General features: G+C 34.0%; 23 protein-coding genes and 1 tRNA gene. 23 read left to right on the top strand and 1 reads right to left on the bottom strand.

The genetic code is table 11. From position 1 onward, the window contains the following. The first annotated feature begins 56 nt into the window (after positions 1 to 56). The 3 genes from A3I1_RS0105785 to A3I1_RS0105775 all read left to right on the top strand — a co-directional run bounded on the left by A3I1_RS0105785 (position 57) and on the right by A3I1_RS0105775 (position 2,149). Positions 57 to 986, top strand: coding sequence for an alpha/beta hydrolase (locus A3I1_RS0105785; protein ID WP_018370338.1), 930 nt, complete (start codon positions 57 to 59; stop codon positions 984 to 986). Positions 987 to 1,034: 48 nt separating this feature from the next. Next, a tRNA-Leu gene (locus tag A3I1_RS0105780) sits at positions 1,035 to 1,120 on the top strand. 147 nt (positions 1,121 to 1,267) lie between these two features. After that, entirely contained in the window at positions 1,268 to 2,149 is an 882-nt protein-coding gene (locus A3I1_RS0105775) for a class II fructose-bisphosphate aldolase (protein ID WP_018370337.1), read from the top strand. A gap of 157 nt (positions 2,150 to 2,306) precedes the next feature. Here A3I1_RS0105775 and A3I1_RS0105770 read toward each other — a convergent pair whose 3' ends face one another. Beyond that, complete coding sequence (locus A3I1_RS0105770; RefSeq protein ID WP_018370336.1) at positions 2,307 to 3,260, bottom strand: helix-turn-helix transcriptional regulator; 954 nt, start codon at positions 3,258 to 3,260, stop codon at positions 2,307 to 2,309. A gap of 223 nt (positions 3,261 to 3,483) precedes the next feature. Here A3I1_RS0105770 and ptcA point away from each other — a divergent pair, with 223 nt between their 5' ends. The 20 genes from ptcA (at position 3,484) to purR (ending at position 20,499) form a co-directional block, all read left to right on the top strand. Next, complete coding sequence (ptcA, locus tag A3I1_RS0105765; RefSeq protein WP_018370335.1) at positions 3,484 to 4,524, top strand: putrescine carbamoyltransferase; 1,041 nt, start codon at positions 3,484 to 3,486, stop codon at positions 4,522 to 4,524. 42 nt (positions 4,525 to 4,566) lie between these two features. Next, positions 4,567 to 5,925 (top strand): APC family permease, encoded by a 1,359-nt coding sequence (locus A3I1_RS0105760; protein ID WP_018370334.1) that lies wholly within the window; start codon positions 4,567 to 4,569, stop codon positions 5,923 to 5,925. 12 nt (positions 5,926 to 5,937) lie between these two features. Next, positions 5,938 to 7,035: an agmatine deiminase gene (aguA, locus tag A3I1_RS0105755; RefSeq protein WP_018370333.1), complete on the top strand. Its 1,098-nt coding sequence runs from the start codon at positions 5,938 to 5,940 to the stop codon at positions 7,033 to 7,035. 239 nt (positions 7,036 to 7,274) lie between these two features. Continuing rightward, the gene (gene rpmB / locus A3I1_RS0105750) at positions 7,275 to 7,463 is read left to right on the top strand and encodes a 50S ribosomal protein L28 (protein ID WP_018370332.1); all 189 of its coding nucleotides are present in this window, start codon (positions 7,275 to 7,277) and stop codon (positions 7,461 to 7,463) included. 163 nt (positions 7,464 to 7,626) lie between these two features. Then, positions 7,627 to 7,992: an Asp23/Gls24 family envelope stress response protein gene (locus tag A3I1_RS0105745; protein WP_018370331.1), complete on the top strand. Its 366-nt coding sequence runs from the start codon at positions 7,627 to 7,629 to the stop codon at positions 7,990 to 7,992. Next, positions 7,992 to 9,653, top strand: coding sequence for a DAK2 domain-containing protein (locus A3I1_RS0105740; protein ID WP_018370330.1), 1,662 nt, complete (start codon positions 7,992 to 7,994; stop codon positions 9,651 to 9,653). Before A3I1_RS0105745 ends, A3I1_RS0105740 begins: the two co-directional genes overlap by 1 nt. A gap of 171 nt (positions 9,654 to 9,824) precedes the next feature. Then, positions 9,825 to 10,673: an ABC transporter ATP-binding protein gene (locus tag A3I1_RS0105735; RefSeq protein WP_018370329.1), complete on the top strand. Its 849-nt coding sequence runs from the start codon at positions 9,825 to 9,827 to the stop codon at positions 10,671 to 10,673. Further along, a complete protein-coding gene (locus A3I1_RS0105730) occupies positions 10,670 to 11,527 on the top strand; it encodes an ABC transporter permease (protein WP_018370328.1) in 858 nt (285 codons plus the stop codon). The genes A3I1_RS0105735 and A3I1_RS0105730 overlap by 4 nt, the downstream gene beginning before the upstream one ends. Further along, a complete protein-coding gene (locus tag A3I1_RS0105725; protein ID WP_018370327.1) occupies positions 11,511 to 11,960 on the top strand; it encodes a LytTR family DNA-binding domain-containing protein in 450 nt (149 codons plus the stop codon). The genes A3I1_RS0105730 and A3I1_RS0105725 overlap by 17 nt, the downstream gene beginning before the upstream one ends. 11 nt (positions 11,961 to 11,971) lie before the next feature. Continuing rightward, positions 11,972 to 12,370 (top strand): DUF3021 domain-containing protein, encoded by a 399-nt coding sequence (locus tag A3I1_RS0105720; protein WP_018370326.1) that lies wholly within the window; start codon positions 11,972 to 11,974, stop codon positions 12,368 to 12,370. A 107-nt stretch (positions 12,371 to 12,477) separates the two neighbouring features. After that, entirely contained in the window at positions 12,478 to 12,612 is a 135-nt protein-coding gene (rpmH, locus tag A3I1_RS0105715) for a 50S ribosomal protein L34 (protein ID WP_018370325.1), read from the top strand. Between the two features lie 206 nt (positions 12,613 to 12,818). Continuing rightward, complete coding sequence (locus A3I1_RS0105710; RefSeq protein WP_026216783.1) at positions 12,819 to 13,592, top strand: TatD family hydrolase; 774 nt, start codon at positions 12,819 to 12,821, stop codon at positions 13,590 to 13,592. After that, on the top strand, positions 13,564 to 14,178 hold the full coding sequence (rnmV, locus tag A3I1_RS0105705) for a ribonuclease M5 (protein WP_026216782.1): 615 nt from the start codon (positions 13,564 to 13,566) through the stop codon (positions 14,176 to 14,178). Before A3I1_RS0105710 ends, rnmV begins: the two co-directional genes overlap by 29 nt. Beyond that, positions 14,159 to 15,031: a 16S rRNA (adenine(1518)-N(6)/adenine(1519)-N(6))-dimethyltransferase RsmA gene (gene rsmA / locus A3I1_RS0105700; RefSeq protein WP_018370322.1), complete on the top strand. Its 873-nt coding sequence runs from the start codon at positions 14,159 to 14,161 to the stop codon at positions 15,029 to 15,031. Before rnmV ends, rsmA begins: the two co-directional genes overlap by 20 nt. A gap of 186 nt (positions 15,032 to 15,217) precedes the next feature. Next, complete coding sequence (gene rsgA, locus A3I1_RS0105695) at positions 15,218 to 16,090, top strand: ribosome small subunit-dependent GTPase A (RefSeq protein WP_018370321.1); 873 nt, start codon at positions 15,218 to 15,220, stop codon at positions 16,088 to 16,090. Positions 16,091 to 16,098: 8 nt separating this feature from the next. Then, positions 16,099 to 16,755: a ribulose-phosphate 3-epimerase gene (gene rpe, locus A3I1_RS0105690; protein ID WP_018370320.1), complete on the top strand. Its 657-nt coding sequence runs from the start codon at positions 16,099 to 16,101 to the stop codon at positions 16,753 to 16,755. After that, positions 16,748 to 17,380 carry a thiamine diphosphokinase gene (locus tag A3I1_RS0105685; protein WP_018370319.1) on the top strand — a complete coding sequence of 211 codons (633 nt, stop codon included), beginning with the start codon at positions 16,748 to 16,750 and terminating at the stop codon, positions 17,378 to 17,380. The genes rpe and A3I1_RS0105685 overlap by 8 nt, the downstream gene beginning before the upstream one ends. Before the next feature lies 1 nt (position 17,381). Further along, on the top strand, positions 17,382 to 18,656 hold the full coding sequence (locus tag A3I1_RS0105680; RefSeq protein WP_018370318.1) for a DNA recombination protein RmuC: 1,275 nt from the start codon (positions 17,382 to 17,384) through the stop codon (positions 18,654 to 18,656). After that, entirely contained in the window at positions 18,646 to 19,590 is a 945-nt protein-coding gene (locus tag A3I1_RS0105675) for a 3'-5' exoribonuclease YhaM family protein (RefSeq protein WP_018370317.1), read from the top strand. Before A3I1_RS0105680 ends, A3I1_RS0105675 begins: the two co-directional genes overlap by 11 nt. Positions 19,591 to 19,683: 93 nt before the next feature. After that, a complete protein-coding gene (gene purR / locus A3I1_RS0105670) occupies positions 19,684 to 20,499 on the top strand; it encodes a pur operon repressor (RefSeq protein ID WP_018370316.1) in 816 nt (271 codons plus the stop codon). The last annotated feature ends 7 nt before the right edge of the window (positions 20,500 to 20,506 follow it).

Here is a 20,506-nt window from a genome sequence, read left to right as displayed (position 1 = left end):
TTCAAATTGGTTTGGAGTTCTTTATCTTTTATTTGAAATAAGTTATAATAACAACTATGAAAAAGATAACATTATCAAAAATCATTATTATTGTTATAGGTACTTTAAGTACGATTTCTCTTGCGGTAACTTTTTATTTTTTTAATGAAGCCCAAGTAAGAGCTGAAAAGTCGTTTATTAATAATAAGCCAACTCCTAAAACAGATCCTCTCTATGCTTATGAGAAAGAATTTGCAGCTTTAGAAAAGACAACCCTAAAAATGACAAATGGTGGACTCAAACAGGTGGCTTGGTATGTAGAGGCTCCTAAAAAGACTGAGAAAACAGTTATTATTGTTCATGGTTTTTCATCAAGCAAAGAAAGAATGATGGCTTATGGTTGGTTGTTTCACAAATTAGGCTATAATGTTTTGATGCCAGATAATATTGCTTCTGGAGACAGTGGAGGACGAATCATTGGTTATGGCTGGAATGATCGTTTCAATATAATTAAGTGGTCAGAAATTTTGGTAGAGACTAACCCAAACAGCCATATTATTCTCTATGGTTTATCAATGGGAGGAGCTACAGTCATGATGGCTAGCGGAGAAGAGGCACTCCCTAAACAAGTAAGGGCAATCATTGAGGATGCTGGATATACCAGTGTTTGGGATGAATTAGTTTATCAAGCAAAAGATATGTACAACTTACCAGCTTTTCCAATTCTATATCAAGTTTCTGCTATGTCAAAAATTCGTGCAGGATTTACCTATGGAGAAGCTAGCTCAATTAAACAATTAGAAAAAAATACCAGACCAATTCTCTTTATCCATGGTTCAGAGGATAAATTTGTTCCTACTGAAATGGTTTATGAGAATTATGAAGCCACTGCAGCTCCAAAAGAACTTTATATTGTTAAGGGAGCAGACCACGCTAAAACCTTTTCGACTGACATTAAGACCTATGAAGAAAAAATTGCTAGCTTTTTAAAGAAATACGATAAATAATATTGACAGAAAATAAAGAAATTGATATAATTTACTGTGTTGTCAATCGCGGGGATGGCGGAATTGGCAGACGCGCAGGACTAAGGATCCTGTGACCGCTTTAGGTCGTGAGGGTTCAAGTCCCTCTCTCCGCAAATTAGAACCAGCTTTGCTGGTTTTTTTTATTTTCCCTTTAAGAAAGCGTTTTTTCTGATTTCTAAAGACTGGTGTTTTTAGAGAGAATGTGATAAAATGAACGAGTAATAGGAAAAATCCTAAAAAATATTGAGGAGGCTTTTAAAATGCCAATCGTTTCAGCAGAAAAATTCGTCAAGGCAGCACGTGAAAACGGTTATGCTGTTGGTGGATTTAATACAAATAATCTTGAGTGGACACAAGCTATCTTGCGTGCCGCAGAAGCTAAAAAAGCTCCAGTTCTTATCCAAACATCTATGGGAGCTGCAAAATACATGGGTGGTTATCGCGTTGCTCGTAACCTTATTGCTAACTTAGTTGAAGCAATGAACATCACAGTTCCAGTAGCTATTCATTTAGACCATGGTCACTACGAAGATGCACTAGAAGCTATCGAAGCAGGATACACATCAATCATGTTTGATGGTTCTCATTTACCAATTGAAGAAAATCTAGAAAAAGCACGTGAAGTAGTTGCATTAGCTCATTCTAAAGGTATTTCAGTTGAAGCTGAAGTAGGAACTATCGGTGGTGAAGAAGATGGTATCATTGGTAAGGGTGAGCTTGCTCCAGTTGAAGATGCTAAAGAAATGGTTGCAACAGGTATTGACTTTTTAGCAGCAGGTATTGGAAATATCCATGGACCATACCCAGAAAACTGGGAAGGATTAGACCTTGATCACTTGAAGAAATTAACAGAAGCTCTTCCAGGTGTGCCAATTGTTTTACATGGTGGTTCAGGGATTCCTGATGAGCAAATTAAAGAAGCAATTAAATTAGGTGTTGCTAAAGTTAATGTTAACACTGAAGGTCAAATTGCCTTTTCAGATGCTACTCGTAAATTTGCAGCAGACTACAATGCTAATCCAGCAGAATACGACAAGAAAAAATTATTTGATCCACGCAAATTCTTAGCACCAGGTATTAAAGCTGTTCAAGAAGCTATTGAAGAACGTATCGATGTTTTCGGTTCAGAAAACAAAGCCTAGCCATAAGTTATTATAAGAGCCTACCGTTTAAGGTGGGTTCTTTTTTATTATTTATAATGAAATTTTTAGAATTAATATTAAATATAGAAAATAATAAATAAAACCTGACATCAATTGAATGACAGGCTTTTTAATAATAGCAAAGATTGATAATAAATTATTTGCGATATGATTTTAAAAAATTTTCTTTTAAATCAAAGAATTCTTTTCGAGTATGGATATTCATTTTTGAATAAATATTATGAATATGAGCTTTTACGGTACCGACAGATAAAAAAAGCTCTTGTGCGATTTCTTGATTATTTTTTCCTTTAAGAATAAGCTCACAAATTTCTTTTTCACGATCAGTTAATTGGTAATTATCAAAGAATAAGTTAAGAGAGTCATTGGATTCAAATAATTCTTTGCTTCCTATTGGATATTTTGAAAATAAACTATATTGTTTATCTATCAAGTAGTAATGTAATGCTTCTCCGGAAATAAAAAGAGAAAAAATATCTTCAGAAAAATTACGATTTTGTATTTTGATATTAAGAAAATGATAATTATCTATATTAAAGATAACAAAGAAATCCTCTATGGAGATTAGAATTGCAAAGACAATACAAATCCATCCTAGTTGATTTAAATAGAAGACTGTTTGATTTTTATTGAAATTCTTAAAAGCTAAAGTTCCAGTATAAAATAAGAGTAATTGGTTGGGAAAATAATAAAAAAATACAGCATAGGCAGAATTTGGAAATAATGAGCAGAGTGCCATCCATAATGAAATTAGTATGACCAGTACATAGTGAGAGCTTCTTAGTTTTGTTTTTCCAATGTATTGAATTAACCAAAATTGGCAAAAATTATTGACGGTAAAAACAATAGTTTTTATAAAAGGCATACCGGAAAAGGTTTGATTATAGACTTTCGAAAATGAGAAGATTAACTCTGTCATTGAAATAATAGTATTATCAATTATAAAGAATATAAAATAGAGTGCTAGTATTTGATGAAAGTTTTTTTTAGAAGAATTGTCTTCTTTTAAACTTTTGGCAATTGCTAGTGTAAAAACTGCTACATAAGCAATTATGATGAAAGTGTTGTATAGATAAGTTAATTCAGCCATATATTTACTCCACCTCCGTAAACCTTTTCTTAAATTATAACATAATTTGATATATGAGAGTTTTAAACTCATGGGTTATCTCTGTAAACTTTTATTAAACTATTATTGAAATCATCGTTTCAGTAAAATAAATAATTTAATCCTAGATTATACCATGAATCTTATTGTAAACGCATACAATATGTTATAAAGTAAGACTATCAAATGCAGGAGGTCGTTGAGTATGACAAAACGTGACTATATTACAACAGAAACCTATACAAAAGAGGAATTGCTTTATCTGGTAGAGTTATCCCTCAAAATTAAAGCATGTATCAAGAACGGTTATTATCCCCCGCTTTTGAAAAATAAAACATTAGGGATGATTTTTCAACAATCCTCAACACGTACTCGAGTATCATTTGAAACTGCGATGACACAACTTGGAGGGCACGCCCAATATTTGGCACCGGGACAGATTCAACTTGGAGGTCATGAAACAATTGAGGACACTTCTACAGTCATATCACGACTAACAGATATTATTATGAGTAGGGTTGAGCAACATAAAAGTATTGTTGCTTTAGCTAAATACGCTTCTGTACCAGTCATTAATGGAATGTCAGATTATAATCATCCAACTCAAGAGTTGGGAGATTTGTGCACAATAGTGGAGAATATACCGAAAGGTAAAAAATTGGAAGACTGCAAGGTTGTATTTGTTGGAGATGCAACGCAAGTATGTTTTTCACTTGGTCTAATCACAACCAAAATGGGGATGGAATTTGTTCATTTTGGTCCTAAAGGGTTCCAATTGAATGATATGCACAAAGGAAAATTAGATAAAATTTGTGCGGTTTCAGGTGGAAGATATACTGTAACTGATAATGAAGAATCTATTGTAGGTGCAGATTTTCTTTATACGGATGTCTGGTATGGTCTTTATGAATCTGAATTATCTGAAGAAGAACGTATGAGAGTATTTTTCCCTAAATATCAAGTTGATGTTGAAATGATGGCAAAAGCTGGCAAAAATTGTAAGTTCATGCATTGTTTGCCTGCGACTCGTGGTGAAGAAGTAATGGATGAAGTTATGGATGGTACTAATTCTATCTGTTTTGATGAAGCTGAGAATCGATTGACTTCTATTCGTGGATTATTAGTTTACTTGTTAAATGATTATTACAAGCAAAATCCATATGATTTAGACAAACAAGCAAAAGCAAAGGTAGATTTGGAAGTTTTATTAGGAAAAAAACAATTAGAGGTTGGGGAACCTTTATAGATTGTTCTCCTGCTTCCCTACTTATCAGAAAGGATGAGTAAGATGGAAGGTAAGAAAAAATTTAGTTTATTTAGTGCAGTTTTATCTGTTATTTGTGTGGTATTTGTAGCTGAGGCCGCAGCGCCTGTTGCAGCTATTGGGAGTTCACAGTTTTTTTGGTGGCTCTTTCTTTTAATTGCATTTCTTTTACCATATGGTTTAATCTCTTCAGAATTAGGAACGACCTATATTGGTGAGGGTGGAATTTATGATTGGGTTACAAAAGCATTCGGTCATAGATGGGGATCACGTGTTTCATGGTATTATTGGATTAATTTCCCGTTGTGGTTAGCTTCTTTAGCTGTTATGGTTCCTGATTTATTGACAACGATAACAGGTATTGAATTCTCCACCATATGGGCAATAGTGATAGAGTTGATTTTTATTTGGATCATTGTATGGATTAGTTTTTATCCTGTTAGTGATAGTCTATGGATATTAAATAGTGCTGCTGTTATAAAAATGATTTTAGCAATGCTAGTGGGTTTATTAGGCCTTTATGTTGCTTTTACAAAAGGAATGGCTAATGAAATGAGTCTAAAATCGTTGTTGCCAAGCTTTGATTTGAATAGTTTATCTTTCATATCTGTTATCATTTTTAACTTATTAGGGTTTGAAGTTATTTGTACTTTTGCAGATGATATGGAGAATCCAAAGAAACAAATTCCACAATCAATTATCGTGGCTGGTATCGTTATTGCAGCAATTTATATTTTTTCTGCTTTTGGAATTGGAGTAGCTATTCCTGTTGATGAAATTTCAACAAGTAGTGGTATGATGGACAGTTTCAAATTGTTAACAAATTCCACAAGTGGCTGGTTTATCATTCTAATGGCTCTTTTATTCTTGTTAACATTATTTGGTAATATGATTTCATGGTCTTTAGGTATTAATAATACTGCTTGTTACGCTGCGGAAAATGGCGATATGCCATCTTTCTTCTTAAAGCGTAGTGGAAAAGACAATATGCCAACCGGCGCAGCTCTTATGAATGGTTTTGTCGCAAGTTTTGTAGTGATTATAGCGCCATTTTTACCCAATCAAGACTTATTCTGGTCCTTTTTTTCATTAAATCTTGTTATGTTCTTACTTTCATATGTACCAGTATTTCCAGCCTTTTATCGTTTGCGGAAAATTGACCCTGATACATCTCGTCCTTTTAAAGTTGGTGGAAATGATTTGATGTTGAAAATCATGGTGATTGTTCCTATGATTATCATTTTAATTTCTTTGATTTTTACAGCTTTTCCGTTATCTTTTGACACTGAAACATTGACATCTATGTTACCGATAACAATAGGATCATTTATCTTTATTATATTAGGTGAAGTTATAATAACAGTAAAAAAAATTAAAAAATGAAAGGAGTTCATTATGGCTAAACGTATTGAAGGGACAACCCCTAAACAAGATGGCTTTAGAATGCCAGCAGAATTTGAAAAACAAGAACAAATTTGGATGGTCTGGCCAGAAAGAACAGATAACTGGCGAGAAGGAGCTAAGCCGGCTCAGAAAGCTTTTGTAAATGTAGCAAAAGCTATTCGTCAATTTGAACCAGTGACCATGTGTGTTAATCCTAGTCAGTATCAAAATGCGCGTGCGCAATTGCCAGAAAATATTCGAGTAGTGGAAATTACTAGTGATGATTCATGGGTTAGAGATTCAGGTCCAACCTTTGTCATCAATGACAAAGGAGAAATAAGAGCAAACGATTGGACTTTTAATGCTTGGGGAGGGCTTTTTGACGGACTTTATTTCCCTTGGGCAAACGATGATCAAGTGGCCCAAAAAATTTGTGAAATTGAAAATGTAGATAGTTATAGAACAGAAGATTTTGTTTTAGAAGGAGGATCGATTACAGTAGACGGAGAGGGAACTCTTATTACAACTGAAATGTGTCTTCTAAGCGAGGGACGCAATCCTGAAATGACAAAAGAAGAAATTGAAGAAAAATTAAAAGAACATCTCAACCTTGAAAAAATTATCTGGATAAAAGATGGTATTGACCCTTATGAAACAAATGGTCATATTGATGATGTGGCTTGTTTTATTCGCCCGGGAGAAGTAGCTTGTATTTACACTGATGATGTCAATCATCCATTTTATAAAGAAGCAAAAGCAGCTTATGAAACACTTTTACAAGCAACAGATGCTAAGGGACGTCAATTAAAAATTCATAAACTTTGTTTGACAAAAAAACCATGTTATCTAAAAGGAGCTGACACTATTGATTTTGTACAAGGTACTTTACCTCGTGAAGAAGGAGAAGTATCGATTGCCTCTTATATGAACTTTCTCATTGTAAATGGTGGTATCATTTTACCTCAATATGGAGACGAAAATGATAAGCTTGCGTTTCAACAAGTACAAAAAATGTTTCCAGAGCATAAAATTATAGGTGTTCGTACAGAAGAGGTTGCATATGGAGGAGGGAATATTCACTGTATCACTCAACAGCAACCAGCACATTAAAAATAAAATTCTGTATGAGAAAATGTTCACTCTGATTTAAACAAAGCCTAGCCATAAGTTATTATAAGAGCCTACCGTTTAAGGTGGGTTCTTTTTTATGTTGATGGCTCATATCTATTGTAAGCCGTTTAAGAAAACATTTCAGAAAATGTCCTTGCTATCTTTTTTAGCTTATGTTATAATACTACGGTATGTGGTGCTAGCACATCCTTATATATTCTACGTAGGAGGAAACACAAATGTCTAAAGTATGTTACTTTACGGGTCGTAAGACTGTATCAGGAAACAACCGTTCACACGCAATGAACCAGACAAAACGTACTGTTAAACCAAATCTTCAAAAAGTAACTGTTTTGATTGATGGTAAACCTAAAAAAGTTTGGGTATCAGCTCGTGCACTTAAATCTGGAAAAGTAGAACGTGTTTAAGAAACGTTAAAACAAGATTTCTTGTTTCATGGAAAGGGCGCAAGCTCTTTTTATATTGCTTAAAATCAAAAAAATAATGAGATAATTGAAAAGGTAAGGAATTTTTTACAATGTTTTGATAATATGATAAAATAAGGTAATAAAAACTTTTGAGGTAGCAAATATGACTGTAAAAATTAATACAAAAGATGGTCAAATTGAATTGTCGGACGATGTTATTGCAACAGTCGTTGGCGGTTCAGCAACAGAAATTTTTGGTGTTGTTGGAATGGCAAGTAAAAGCACACTAAAAGATAACTTTCAAGCTCTTTTGCGCAAAGAAAACTACGCAAAAGGTGTTGTTGTGAGATCAACAGAAGAAGGCATTTCTATCGATGTTTACACTGTTATGAGTTATGGTGTTAAAATTAGTGAAGTGTCAAAAAATATTCAAGAACGTGTTAAATTTAATCTTGAAAACCAATTGGGAATTTCAACGGATATGGTGAATGTCTATGTCCAAAATATCAAGGTGGTAGGAGAAGACTAGTGTCAAATATTACAACAAGTTTATTCCAAGGAATGGTACAAGCCGCAAGTACTCGTCTTAACAAACAAGCAGAATATGTCAATTCATTAAATGTTTTTCCAGTGCCTGATGGTGATACCGGGACTAATATGGGTATGACTATGGAAAATGGTGCTAAAGAAGTTGCCGGAAAACCCGCTAAAACAGTTGGTGAAGTGGGAGAAATTCTCTCTAAAGGTCTTTTAATGGGTGCTAGAGGAAACTCTGGAGTCATTACATCACAATTGTTTCGTGGCTTTGGCCAAAGCATTAAAGGAAAAGAAGAGCTCAGTGGTAAAGATTTAGCGCAAGCCTTCCAATCAGGCGTTGAAGTCGCTTATAATGCTGTTATGAAACCTGTTGAAGGGACTATTTTAACAGTATCTCGAGGAGCGGCAAGAGCTGCTATTAAAAAATCAGAAGAAACAGATGATGCTATTGAAGTTATGCGTGCTGCTCTTGATGGGGCCAAAGCCGCTTTAGCTAAGACTCCCGATTTACTTCCAGTTCTTAAAGAAGTTGGTGTTGTTGATTCAGGTGGCCAAGGTCTTGTTTACATTTATGAGGGTTTTTTATCAGCTTTAACTGGTGATTATATGATATCAGAAGAGTTTGAGGCTACTCCTGCTATTATGAGTGAGATGATAAACGCTGAACATCATAAAGCTGTTATTGGTCATGTAGCAACTGAAGATATTACTTATGGCTACTGTACAGAGATAATGGTTGGCCTTAAACAAGGTCCTACCTATGTGAAAGAATTTGATTACAATGAATTTCAAAATTATCTCAGCAATCTCGGTGATTCTCTTTTAGTCGTCAATGATGATGAGATTGTCAAAGTCCATGTTCATACTGAAGACCCAGGCCTTGTCATTCAGGAAGGTCTCAAATATGGTGCTTTGATGAAAGTTAAAGTTGATAATATGAGAAATCAACATGACACCCAAGTTCAAAAAGTAACTGATGATGAACCAAAAGAGCGTAAATCATATGGTATTATTACTGTTGTTGCTGGCGATGGTTTAGCAAATATCTTTAAATCACAAGGTGTTGATTATGTCATTTCTGGTGGACAAACAATGAACCCTTCAACAGAAGATATTGTTAAAGCGATTGAGGTAGTTAATGCTGATAACATTATTATTTTACCTAACAATAAGAACATCTTTATGGCTGCTCAAACAGCCGCTGAGGTTGTTGATGTGCCAACTAAAGTCATTGAAACAAAAACTATCCCGCAAGGATTTACCAGTCTTTTAGCTTTTAATGAATCAAATTCACTAGAAGAAAATTTTGAAGCCATGACTGAGAGTCTATCAGATGTGACTAGTGGTAGTGTGACTTTAGCGGTGAGAGATACTACCATTGATGGATTAGCTATTAAAAAAGATGATATTTTAGGAATGGTTAATGGTAAAATTGTTGTCTCAAACCCTGATATGGAGAGTGCTCTTAAAGAAACTTTCAATCAGATGATTGATGAAGATAGTGAGATTATTAGCATTTACGTCGGTGAAGACGGTTCAAAAGAAATATCAGACAAGATTGTTAGTTATCTTGAGGAAACTTATGATGATTTAGACATTGAAGTTCACCAAGGAGATCAACCTGTTTATCCATACTTGATGAGTGTTGAATAATTAGCAAATGATAATAAAAAGTCGTTAGAGTATTCTAACGACTTTTCTCTTAGTTGAAAATCTTTTTAATATCTTTTTTAAACCACTTATCGTGATAAATTGACCACTTACCTTGATTCTTGTGTCAAGTTTTTTTCTTTTTGCTATGATAAGACTGTAAGGAGAAATACGATGCTTATCAAAACAAATCATCTCAGTAAATCGTTTGGAACAAATCAAGCACTGAAAGATCTTACCATTGAATTGCTTGAAGGAGAATTGGTCGCCTATCTAGGAACAAACGGGGCAGGAAAATCAACAACAATGAAATTATTGACTGGTCTTTTAGAGGCTAGTTCAGGTCAAATGATTAAAAAAGAAGGATTGACCGTTGGTGTTGTTTTTCAAGAGAGTGTTTTAGACAGTGATTTAACTGTGGCACAAAATTTAAAAACGCGCTTTGCCTTATATCAACACAAAAATAAGCAATGGTATGACGAGTTACTTGACTTATTAGAAATAAAGCCACTTTTGTTAAAACGCTATGGTCTATTATCTGGAGGACAAAGACGTCGTGTTGATATTGCCAGAGCCCTTCTTCATCAACCAGATATTTTATTCTTAGATGAGCCGACAACGGGCTTAGATATACAAACGAGAACACTTTTGTGGCAATTTTTGAGTCGTTTGAAAGAAAAAGGATTAACCATTTTTCTAACCACTCATTATCTCGAAGAAGCTCAAGAAGCAGATAAGGTGTATATTCTGGAAGAAGGAAGACTCCTTGCTCAAGGGAAAGTCTCTGATTTGGTAGCTACTTATGCTAAAAATCGTCTCACCATTACTTGTCGTCCAAAGTCTCATCATCATTTTGAAAAGGCAAGGCTGATAGAGGCAGATACTTTTGTTTTTGAAGATATGACAATAAAAGATGCTATCACTATTTTAAGTTATCACAAGGATGATATTTTTGATTTTAACTATCAAAAGGCCACTTTGAGTGATGCTTTTATGGCGCTGACCGGAAAGGAGATCAAATGATATATACTTTGATGAAACGTCACATCAGTCTTTATTTTAGTAATAAAGCAAGAGTCTTTTTTTCGATGTTAGGAGCCCTTATCGGCTATGGACTGTATCTTTTATTTCTACGAGATAATCTGCTAGAAGCTTTTTCTGCACTAGCTGACTCTGACAAATTATTAGACTTGTGGATGATGGGAGGTGTTCTAGCAACGGCTGCTATTAGTACCACTTTATCTGCGGTTTCATGTTTTGTCTACGATAGAGAACGTCAAGTCTTTGCGGATTTATTATTAACTGAAATTGGATTATTTGGTTTGCAACTTTCTTATTTTTTTAGTGCTACAATGATTGGAATAGTGATGCAACTACTTATTTCTCTAGTGAGTCTAGTCACTTTTTATCTCCACTATCAACTAATCTTGTCTGTTCAAAAATTGCTTTTATTGTTTTTAGCCGTTTGTTTGACTTTTCTTGTTTGCTCGTTAATGGCCATGCTAGTACTCTATTTTATTAAAAAAAGTAGTACCTTGGAGGTTTTGGGTAATATCGTAGGAACTTTGGCTGGATTTTTAGCGGGTACTTACATTAGTATTGGTGTCTTACCAACTCTTGCTCAAAAAATTTTGAGCTACACACCCGCCCTTTACTTATCTTCCTTGTACCGTCAGATTCTTTTAGACAATCATTTTCATGGTCTTACAAAACCAATGAGAGAATTTCTTGGTATTGGAGTGAAATGGGAGCACTTGACAACTATTAGAGAAGATGCCATAGTATTAGTGATTATTGTTGTTTTTATTAGTGTTATACTGATTAGTTTAAACAAATTAGTGAAAAAGGAGGTTGTTGCAAATGGATTGTCGCTTTGAAGAAGATCGTTCAAAAAAACAGTTAGAAATTATTATCAAAAAAGCAAGCTATGATAAAGAAGTGGCTGATTTGCTTCACTATCTAGAACTTTTTTCAGACATCACACCAAATGTCATTCCAGTTAAAACAGAAGATCGCATTGTCCTCCTAAAAGTGGAAGAATTGATTTTAGTCGATGTTGACGCAACACAACTCATTTTAGAAACTATGACAGGGACACTTCGCACAAATGACCGTCTTTATAAATTTAAGGATCGCTTGAAAAATCCTGATTTTGTCCAAGTTTCAAAACAAAGCATCATCAACATCAATCATTTAAACTATTTAGAAGCCAGTTTTTCAGGGAATATGACGGCTAGATTAGATAGAAATATTAGAACCATTGTTAGTCGTAGGTATTTAAAAGATTTAGAAGCCCGTTTAGGCTTATAAGGAGAAGTATTATGAAAAAATATTGGACACATTACATTTTTGGGATAGGGATTGGGATGATTATCTACATTTTATGCCTTTTAGTTTTTAAAATACCCGTACAAACTGTTCAACAAATAATAATAACAGTTGTTTTAAGTGGTTTTATCGGCTTGGCATCACTATTTTATGAGATAGAACGCTGGTCTTTTTTACAAAAATCTCTTAGTCATTTAACGGTTGTTTTTCTTATCGTTTTTGCCATGAATTATTTTAATCATTGGGTTGATTTTGGGTCAAATATCGGTGTTTACTTAGGCTTTATTATCCAATTTTTCATCATTTATTTTGCCATTTCATTTATCATGTTTTTAATTTCTAAAAAACAGGTGCAAGAAATCAATGATAAACTCAAAAAAAAGAAAGGCTAGCTTGACAAGTTTTCTCATTTATTATAGAATGGTTTAGTATGTTTAGTAACTGATCAAAGAAATAGCCGGCTAAACGAATACAAAAATCTAATGAGGAGGTATTCAAAGTGAAACGTACTTTTCAACCAAGTAAAATTCGTCGTCAACGTAAGCATGGTTTCCGTCATCGTATGGCAACAAAAAATGGCCGTCGCGTATTAGCAAGCCGTCGTCGTAAAGGACGCAAAGTATTGTCTGCATAATAACAGAAGATATGAAAACAAAATCAGCGGGAACTCGAGCCTGTTGATTTTTTTGTTGAAAAACTCTTATTTAATAGATAAGCTAAAGAAGATAGAAAGTATGATATAATAAATAAAACCAATCATAGATAAGTATTATAGTAAGTGTTAGAAAGGAAGAAAATAGGTGTTTTAGCATAACTAGAAAAACCACCTATTTCATAGCAATGATGAAGATTTTTGATACCCATACTCATTTAAATGTTTCTCATTTTTTGGGTCGTGAAGAAGAGGAAATAGCTCTCGCCAAAGAATTCGGTGTCATCAAGATGAATATTGTTGGATTTGATCAAGAAACGATTGAAAGAAGTCTTGAACTTTCCAAAAAATATTCTAATTTATATTCAACCATTGGTTGGCATCCAACAGAAGCAGGAACATACACTAATGAGGTTGAGGACTTTTTGAAGTCTCATTTGTCAGATGAGAAAGTGGTCGCTGTCGGTGAGATTGGCCTTGATTACCACTGGATGACAGCATCAAAAGAAGTTCAAAGGACTGTTTTTAAACGACAAATTAAACTGGCTAAAGACCATGGGTTGCCTTTTGTTATTCACACAAGAGACGCTCTAGAAGACACTTATCAAGTTTTGAAGGAAGAAGGTGTTGGAGAAAATGGAGGTATTATGCACTCTTATTCAGGTTCATTAGAAATGGCTGAAAAATTGATTGCCCTTGGGATGATGATTTCGTTTTCAGGTGTTGTTACTTTTAAAAAAGCGAGAGATGTCCAAGAAGTTGCTAAAAATATTCCTTTGGATAAACTATTAGTTGAAACAGATGCACCTTATTTAGCACCTGTTCCAAAAAGAGGTCGTGAAAACAAGCCAGCCTATACACGCTATATTGTAGAAAAAATTGCAGAATTAAGAGGAATATCAGTGGAAGAAGTGGCAGATGCTTCTTATCAAAATGCTAAAAGGATATTTAAACTTGACTAAGAAGATTAAGATACAAGAAGTCGTTGTGGTTGAGGGTAAGGATGACTCAGTTAATTTGAGGCGTTTTTATGAGGTGGATACCTATGAAACAAAAGGATCCGCCCTAACAGAAGATGATATTGAAAGGATTGAGCGTTTGCATCAGTTGCGAGGAGTGATTGTGTTTACCGATCCAGATTATAGTGGAGAACGAATTAGAAAAAGGCTTATGACTGCTATACCAACCCTTAAACACGCCTTTTTAAACCAAAGTGAGGCAAGACCAAAATCTAAAACAAAAGGGCGTTCACTTGGGGTGGAACATGCTAGCTTTGAAGACCTGGAAAAAGCATTAAAAGGCGTAACACAGTCGTTTGATGATGACAATCAATTCGATATTAACATGTCAGACCTTGTTCGTCTCAAATTGATTTTATCAAAGGATAGTCGCAGACGTAGAGAATTTCTCGGGCAAGAGTTACGTGTTGGCTATAGCAATGGCAAACAACTGTTAAAACGATTAGAACTTTTCGGGATTTTATTGAAAGATGTGGAAAAGTCTATAACAAAGTATGAAAAGGAAAAACATGAGAATAGCAGATTATAGTGTGACAAGAGCCATTCTAGAGAGGTATGGTTTTACTTTTAAAAAATCATTTGGTCAAAATTTTTTAACCGATACTAATATTCTTCAAAAAATTGTTGCAACAGCAGAGATTGATGAAGGAGTCAATGTTATTGAAATTGGTCCAGGAATTGGAGCATTAACTGAGTTTTTAGCTGAAAATGCAGCAGAAGTCATGGCATTTGAGATTGATGAGCGCCTAGTTCCCATCTTATCAGATACTTTAAGAGATTTTGACAATGTGATTATTGTTAATGAAGATATTTTAAAAACAGATTTAGGTAGTCAAATCAAACATTTTAAAAATCCTAATCTTCCCATTAAAGTTGTCGCTAACTTACCCTACTATATTACAACACCAATTCTCATGCATTTGATTGCTAGTAAAATTCCTTTTAGTGAGTTTGTTGTCATGATGCAAAAAGAAGTGGCAGATCGTATTTCTGCTCAACCTAATACTAAGGCATATGGCAGTTTATCCATTGCTGTTCAATATTATATGACAGCAAAAGTTGCCTTTGTTGTTCCTAGGACAGTCTTTGTACCTGCTCCAAATGTTGATTCTGCTATTTTGAAAATGGTGCGAAGAAAAACTCCTTTGGTGTCGGTTTTGGATGAAGACTTCTTTTTCAAGGTGACCAAAGCCAGTTTTGTACATCGCAGGAAAACCCTTTGGAATAATTTGACAAATTATTTTGGTAAAAGTGAAGCTGTTAAAGACGCACTAGAAAAGGCACTAACTGAAGCTGATATTTCTCCTAAGATTAGAGGAGAGGCCTTGAGTATCAGTGAATTTGCTAAATTAGCTGATCACTTAAAACATCAAGGTCTTTAAATTCAAGGAAGTTAAAATTGCTTCTTCAAGATGATTACGAATAATAAGAGAAGTAAAGCATTTGTCTATTGGATGTTTATTTAATAGGCTATGCTTTTTGATTTTTTAAAGAGATATTCCTTATTGATAATGGCTACAAATTGAGTTTTTTGATATAATGAAAGTATCACTTTTAAAGGAGTTCACTTGGAAGGAAAAATTATAAAATCTCTAGCAGGTTTTTACTATATTGAATCGGACGCTCAAGTGTATCAAACAAGAGCACGAGGAAATTTTCGTAAGAAAGGACAAACGCCATATGTTGGGGACAGAGTTGTTTTTTCAGCAGAAGAAAATTCAGAAGGCTATATTTTAGAGATTTTAGAGCGTAAAAATGCTCTAATTAGACCCCCTATTGTTAATATTGATCAAGCTGTTGTGATCATGAGTGGCAAAGAACCAGATTTCAATCACAATCTCTTGGATCGTTTTTTGGTTTTATTAGAATATAAACAGATTAAACCGATAATTTATATCACCAAACTCGATTTACTATCAGACATGTCTGAAATGGATATTGTGCGAACTGAGTATCAAAAAATCGGCTATCCTTTTTTATATACGTTAGAGGAATTGCTACCGCTATTAAAAGATAAAATTACTGTTTTCATGGGGCAAACAGGGGTAGGTAAGTCAACACTACTTAATAAAATGGCACCTGATTTGGCACTTGAAACAGGTAAAATTTCTGATAGTCTTGGAAGAGGAAAACACACTACAAGATCAGTTAGTTTATATAATATTAATGATGGTAAAATTGCTGATACACCAGGATTCAGTTCACTTGATTACGAAATAACAACTAGTGAAGACTTGAATAAAGCCTTCCCAGAAATATATCAACTCAGTTTAACCTGTAAATTTAGAAGTTGTACACATACTCATGAACCAAGTTGTTCAGTAAAAGATGCTTTAGTAAGCGAAGAGTTATGGCAAAAACGCTATAATAGCTACTTACAATTGCTAAGTGAAATTCAAAATCGTCGTGAAACATATAAAAAAGCTATTAAAAGAAAGTAGGAATCAAAGTGAAATATAAAATTGCCCCATCAATATTGTCTGCAGATTACGCTAATTTTGCTTCAGAATTAAGACGCATTGAAGAAACCGATGTGGAATATGTTCATATTGATATCATGGATGGTCAATTTGTTCCTAATATTACCTTTGGAGCAGGTGTTGTTGCAAGTATGCGCCAACATAGCAAGCTGTTTTTTGATTGTCATTTGATGATTGTTAATCCTGAACGTTATATTGAAGAGTTTGCCCAAGCAGGAGCAGACATGATGACTATTCATGTAGAAAGCACACCTCATATCCACGGAGCTCTCCAAAAAATTAAAGCAGCTGGAATGAAAGCAGGGGTTGTGGTAAATCCAGGCACACCTGTTGAAATGATTGAATCTGTTTTAGAACTAGTTGATCAAGTTCTTATCATGACAGTTAATCCTGGTTTTGGAGGACAAGCCTTTATTCCTGAGATGATGAGTAAGGTAGAAAAAGTGGCAGCACTAAGAAAGGCTAAAGGTTTAAGCTTTGATATTGAAGTGGACGGAGGGATTGACCATGAAACTATTAGATTAGCCAAAGCAGCTGGGGCTAACGTTTTTGTGGCAGGTTCTTATCTTTTTAAGGATGATTTTAAAGCCCGTGTTGTAGCTTTACGTGAGGCTTTAAATGACTAATATTGCTCTATTTACAGGGGGTATTATTGATACTTGGCAAGGGGATTTTGATTTTTATGTTGGCGTTGATCGTGGTAGTTTGTTTCTACTTGAACAAAATCTTCCTTTGAACATGGCAATTGGAGATTTTGATTCTGTTAGTGAGACAGAGCTTGATTGTATTAAAAAAGAAGCTCAAAATTTTTATCTTGCTAAACCAGAAAAAAATGATACGGATACAGAAATGGCTTTAAAGTTAATTTTTAGCCAATATCCTAAAGCAAAGGTAACGATTTTTGGTGCTCTTGGTGGCCGCATTGACCATGAGTTGAGCAACCTTTTTTTACCCAGTGATCCTGAGCTTTATCCTATGATGGAACAAATCACTCTATGTAATGCCCAAAATCACATCTGTTTTTATCCAAAGGGTAAGCATCTTGTTGAAAAAGTTCCTAATATGACTTATGTCTCATTTATGACAAATGATAACAATCATCTTGCTATTATAGGAGCAAAATACGAATTAACGAAGCAATTATTTTTTAAAAAACAAATATACACTAGCAATGAATTTATCAACCAACCGATTACAATTGATGTCTCATCCGGATATGCTATTGTGATTCAATCTAAAGATAGGAGTTAGTATGCTAATTGTTAGTATCGTTCTGATTTTTCTATGTTTAATTGTAATTATTTTAAACTATCTCAAAATTAACCAGTTGGAAAAACAATTGAAAAAAATAGTCAATCAGCAACTAGAACACTTTTTTGAGCAGTTGACTTATCAGATTAAAATGACTGATAAAAATCAATTAATTGATTATCAAGCACAACTCAATCATTTACAGATGGATTTATACCAGAAATTAAATGAGATGCGAGATGTTCTTCATCAGAATCTTACAGCCAATCGAGATAGCTCAGATAAACGTTTAGAACAAATCACTTTATCACTTGGTCAATCCGTAAAAGACATGCAAATATCCAACGAAAAACGTTTAGAAGAGATGCGGCAAACAGTTGAAGAAAAATTAGAAAAAACCATACATAGCCGCCTTAAAACTTCCTTTGAGTCTGTTTCTAGACAACTTGAAAGTGTTAATAAAGGTTTAGGAGAGATGAAGTCAGTAGCGCGAGATGTCGGAACCCTCAATAAAGTTTTATCAAACACTAAAACAAGAGGTATTTTAGGAGAACTACAACTAGGTCAAATTATTGAAGATATAATGACCGAAAATCAGTTTGAAAGAGAATTTTCAACTGTAAAAGGCTCAAGTGACCGTGTTGAATATGCAATTAAACTACCAGGAAATCAACAAGGAGAATATATCTATCTTCCTGTTGACTCAAAATTTCCTTTAGAAGATTACTATCGTCTTGAAGATGCCTATGAATCAGGTGATAAAGAACTGATTGAACGTTATAGAAAATCACTTTTGATGAGTATCAAACGTTTTGCTAAGGATATCAAACAAAAATACCTTAATCCACCACAAACAACTAATTTTGCCATCATGTTTTTACCAACAGAAGGCCTCTACTCAGAGGTGGTACGTCATGCTAGCTTTTTTGATAGTTTAAGAAGAGATGAAAATATTGTTGTTGCAGGACCATCTACCTTATCTGCTATTTTAAATTCATTATCTGTTGGTTTTAAAACACTCAACATTCAAAAAAATGCTGATGACATCAGTAAAGTTTTGGGTAATGTTAAATCTGAATTTGGAAAATTTGGTGGTCTTTTACAGACTGCCCAAAAACAATTGAATCAAGCTAGTAGCAATATTGATAAATTATTAACGACAAGAAGTAACGCCATTGATCGTGCGCTTAGAAATATTGAACTTTATGAAGATGATTATACAAAATCTCTTCTCCAAACACCGTTCTTAGAAAACGAGGAAGATAATGAAAATTAATCAAATGAAAAAAGACGAGTCGTTTGAGGGCTTTTACTTAATTAAGTCAGCAGAACTTAGGAAAACAAGAGCTGGAAAAGACTTTATCGCCATGACCTTCCAAGACGATACTGGTGAAATTAATGGTAATCTTTGGGATGCACAACCTTATAATGTTGATGAATTTGTTGCAGGAAAAATTGTTCACATGACTGGACGTCGTGAAGTGTATAATGGCACACCCCAAGTTAATCAAATAACCCTTCGAAATGTACGCCACGGAGAACCTAATAACCCAAACGACTTTAAACCAAAATCAGATATTAATATAGAAGATGTTAAAGATTATTTAGAACAAATGATGTTTAAAATTGAGAATGCGACTTGGCAAAGGATTGTCAGATCGCTTTATCGAAAATTTGATAAGGATTTTTTCACTTTTCCAGCAGCAAAAACTAATCACCATGCATTTGAATCTGGTCTTTCTTACCACACGGCAACAATGGTTCGCTTAGCAGATGCAATTGGGGATATTTATCCAGCACTTAATAAGAGCTTATTATTTGCAGGTATTATGCTACACGATTTAGCAAAAGTGATTGAGTTAACCGGATCAGAAAATACTCAATATACGATAAGAGGAAATCTTATTGGACATATTGCTCTTATTGATGAAGAAATTACCAAAGTAATTGGTGAATTAGGAATTGATGATAGTAAGGAAGATGTGACTGTTTTAAGACACCTCATATTAAGTCACCATGGCCAATTAGAATATGGTAGTCCCGTAAGACCAAAAATTATGGAAGCAGAAATTCTTCATTTTATTGATAATATTGATGCAGAAATGATGATGATGACAACTGCTTTAAATAGTGTTGGACCAGGTGAAATGACTAATAAAATTTTTGCTATGGACAATCGTTCTTTCTATAAACCTCATTTTAAATCATAAATCACGAAAAATAGAACCTTTTTTCTGAGGAAAGGTTCGTTTTTTATTGATTCTGTGGTATAATATAATAAATAAACACTTGAGGTTAAAAAGATGAAGTTACGTCGTAGTGAGAGAATGGTTGTTATTTCTAATTATTTAATTAATAATCCTTATAAAATAACCAGTTTAAGCACATTTTCTGAGAAATATGACTCGGCAAAGTCTTCTATCTCTGAAGATATAGCTATAATAAAAAAGGCTTTTGAAGAAAGTGTTATTGGTAAAATTGATACCATTACAGGTGCTAATGGTGGTGTTATTTTTACACCTACTATTTCGGAAAAAGAAGCACGCTTCATTACTGAAGAACTATCTACAAGTTTGTCAAATAGTGATCGTATTCTTCCAGGAGGCTATATTTATTTATCAGATTTACTAAGCACACCTACAATTCTAAGAAATATTGGTCGTATTATGGCTGATGCGTTTAGAGAAGAAAAAATAGATGTGGTGATGACAGTAGCAACTAAGGGTGTTCCTTTAGCAAACGCTGTTGCTAATGTTTTGAATGTACCATTTGTCATTGTCAGACGTGATTTAAAAATCACCGAAGGCTCTACAGTAAGTGTCAACTATGCGAGTGGTTCTAGTGATCGTATTGAAAAAATGTTTCTTTCAAAACGGAGTTTAAAACCAAATAGTAAAGTTTTAATCGTTGATGATTTCTTAAAGGGTGGTGGTACCATTTCTGGTATGATTAGTTTATTAAAAGAATTTGAAAGTACTTTGGTTGGGGTTGCTGTCTTTGCAGATAATAATCAACAAAAACATTATCAATTTGATTACAAATCACTCTTACATATTTCTAAAATTGATATTGATAATGAGATAATAGATGTAGAACTAGGTAATCTATTTGATAAGTAGTAGGATT

The sequence above is a fragment of the Streptococcus marimammalium DSM 18627 genome (genome assembly GCF_000380045.1).
GTDB classification, from domain to species: Bacteria; Bacillota; Bacilli; order Lactobacillales; family Streptococcaceae; genus Streptococcus; species Streptococcus marimammalium.
This window is presented reverse-complemented; position numbering and strand designations above follow the sequence as displayed.

What these genes read in the sequence shown, in the direction of transcription:
- A3I1_RS0105785 (WP_018370338.1), top strand. Translation starts at nt 57, where the DNA reads ATGAAAAAGATAACATTATCAAAAATCATTATTATTGTTATAGGTACT.
- A3I1_RS0105775 (WP_018370337.1), top strand. Translation starts at nt 1,268, where the DNA reads ATGCCAATCGTTTCAGCAGAAAAATTCGTCAAGGCAGCACGTGAAAAC.
- A3I1_RS0105770 (WP_018370336.1), bottom strand. Translation starts at nt 3,260, where the DNA reads ATGGCTGAATTAACTTATCTATACAACACTTTCATCATAATTGCTTAT.
- ptcA (WP_018370335.1), top strand. Translation starts at nt 3,484, where the DNA reads ATGACAAAACGTGACTATATTACAACAGAAACCTATACAAAAGAGGAA.
- A3I1_RS0105760 (WP_018370334.1), top strand. Translation starts at nt 4,567, where the DNA reads ATGGAAGGTAAGAAAAAATTTAGTTTATTTAGTGCAGTTTTATCTGTT.
- aguA (WP_018370333.1), top strand. Translation starts at nt 5,938, where the DNA reads ATGGCTAAACGTATTGAAGGGACAACCCCTAAACAAGATGGCTTTAGA.
- rpmB (WP_018370332.1), top strand. Translation starts at nt 7,275, where the DNA reads ATGTCTAAAGTATGTTACTTTACGGGTCGTAAGACTGTATCAGGAAAC.
- A3I1_RS0105745 (WP_018370331.1), top strand. Translation starts at nt 7,627, where the DNA reads ATGACTGTAAAAATTAATACAAAAGATGGTCAAATTGAATTGTCGGAC.
- A3I1_RS0105735 (WP_018370329.1), top strand. Translation starts at nt 9,825, where the DNA reads ATGCTTATCAAAACAAATCATCTCAGTAAATCGTTTGGAACAAATCAA.
- A3I1_RS0105730 (WP_018370328.1), top strand. Translation starts at nt 10,670, where the DNA reads ATGATATATACTTTGATGAAACGTCACATCAGTCTTTATTTTAGTAAT.
- A3I1_RS0105725 (WP_018370327.1), top strand. Translation starts at nt 11,511, where the DNA reads ATGGATTGTCGCTTTGAAGAAGATCGTTCAAAAAAACAGTTAGAAATT.
- A3I1_RS0105720 (WP_018370326.1), top strand. Translation starts at nt 11,972, where the DNA reads ATGAAAAAATATTGGACACATTACATTTTTGGGATAGGGATTGGGATG.
- A3I1_RS0105710 (WP_026216783.1), top strand. Translation starts at nt 12,819, where the DNA reads ATGATGAAGATTTTTGATACCCATACTCATTTAAATGTTTCTCATTTT.
- rnmV (WP_026216782.1), top strand. Translation starts at nt 13,564, where the DNA reads ATGCTAAAAGGATATTTAAACTTGACTAAGAAGATTAAGATACAAGAA.
- rsmA (WP_018370322.1), top strand. Translation starts at nt 14,159, where the DNA reads ATGAGAATAGCAGATTATAGTGTGACAAGAGCCATTCTAGAGAGGTAT.
- A3I1_RS0105685 (WP_018370319.1), top strand. Translation starts at nt 16,748, where the DNA reads ATGACTAATATTGCTCTATTTACAGGGGGTATTATTGATACTTGGCAA.
- A3I1_RS0105680 (WP_018370318.1), top strand. Translation starts at nt 17,382, where the DNA reads ATGCTAATTGTTAGTATCGTTCTGATTTTTCTATGTTTAATTGTAATT.
- A3I1_RS0105675 (WP_018370317.1), top strand. Translation starts at nt 18,646, where the DNA reads ATGAAAATTAATCAAATGAAAAAAGACGAGTCGTTTGAGGGCTTTTAC.
- purR (WP_018370316.1), top strand. Translation starts at nt 19,684, where the DNA reads ATGAAGTTACGTCGTAGTGAGAGAATGGTTGTTATTTCTAATTATTTA.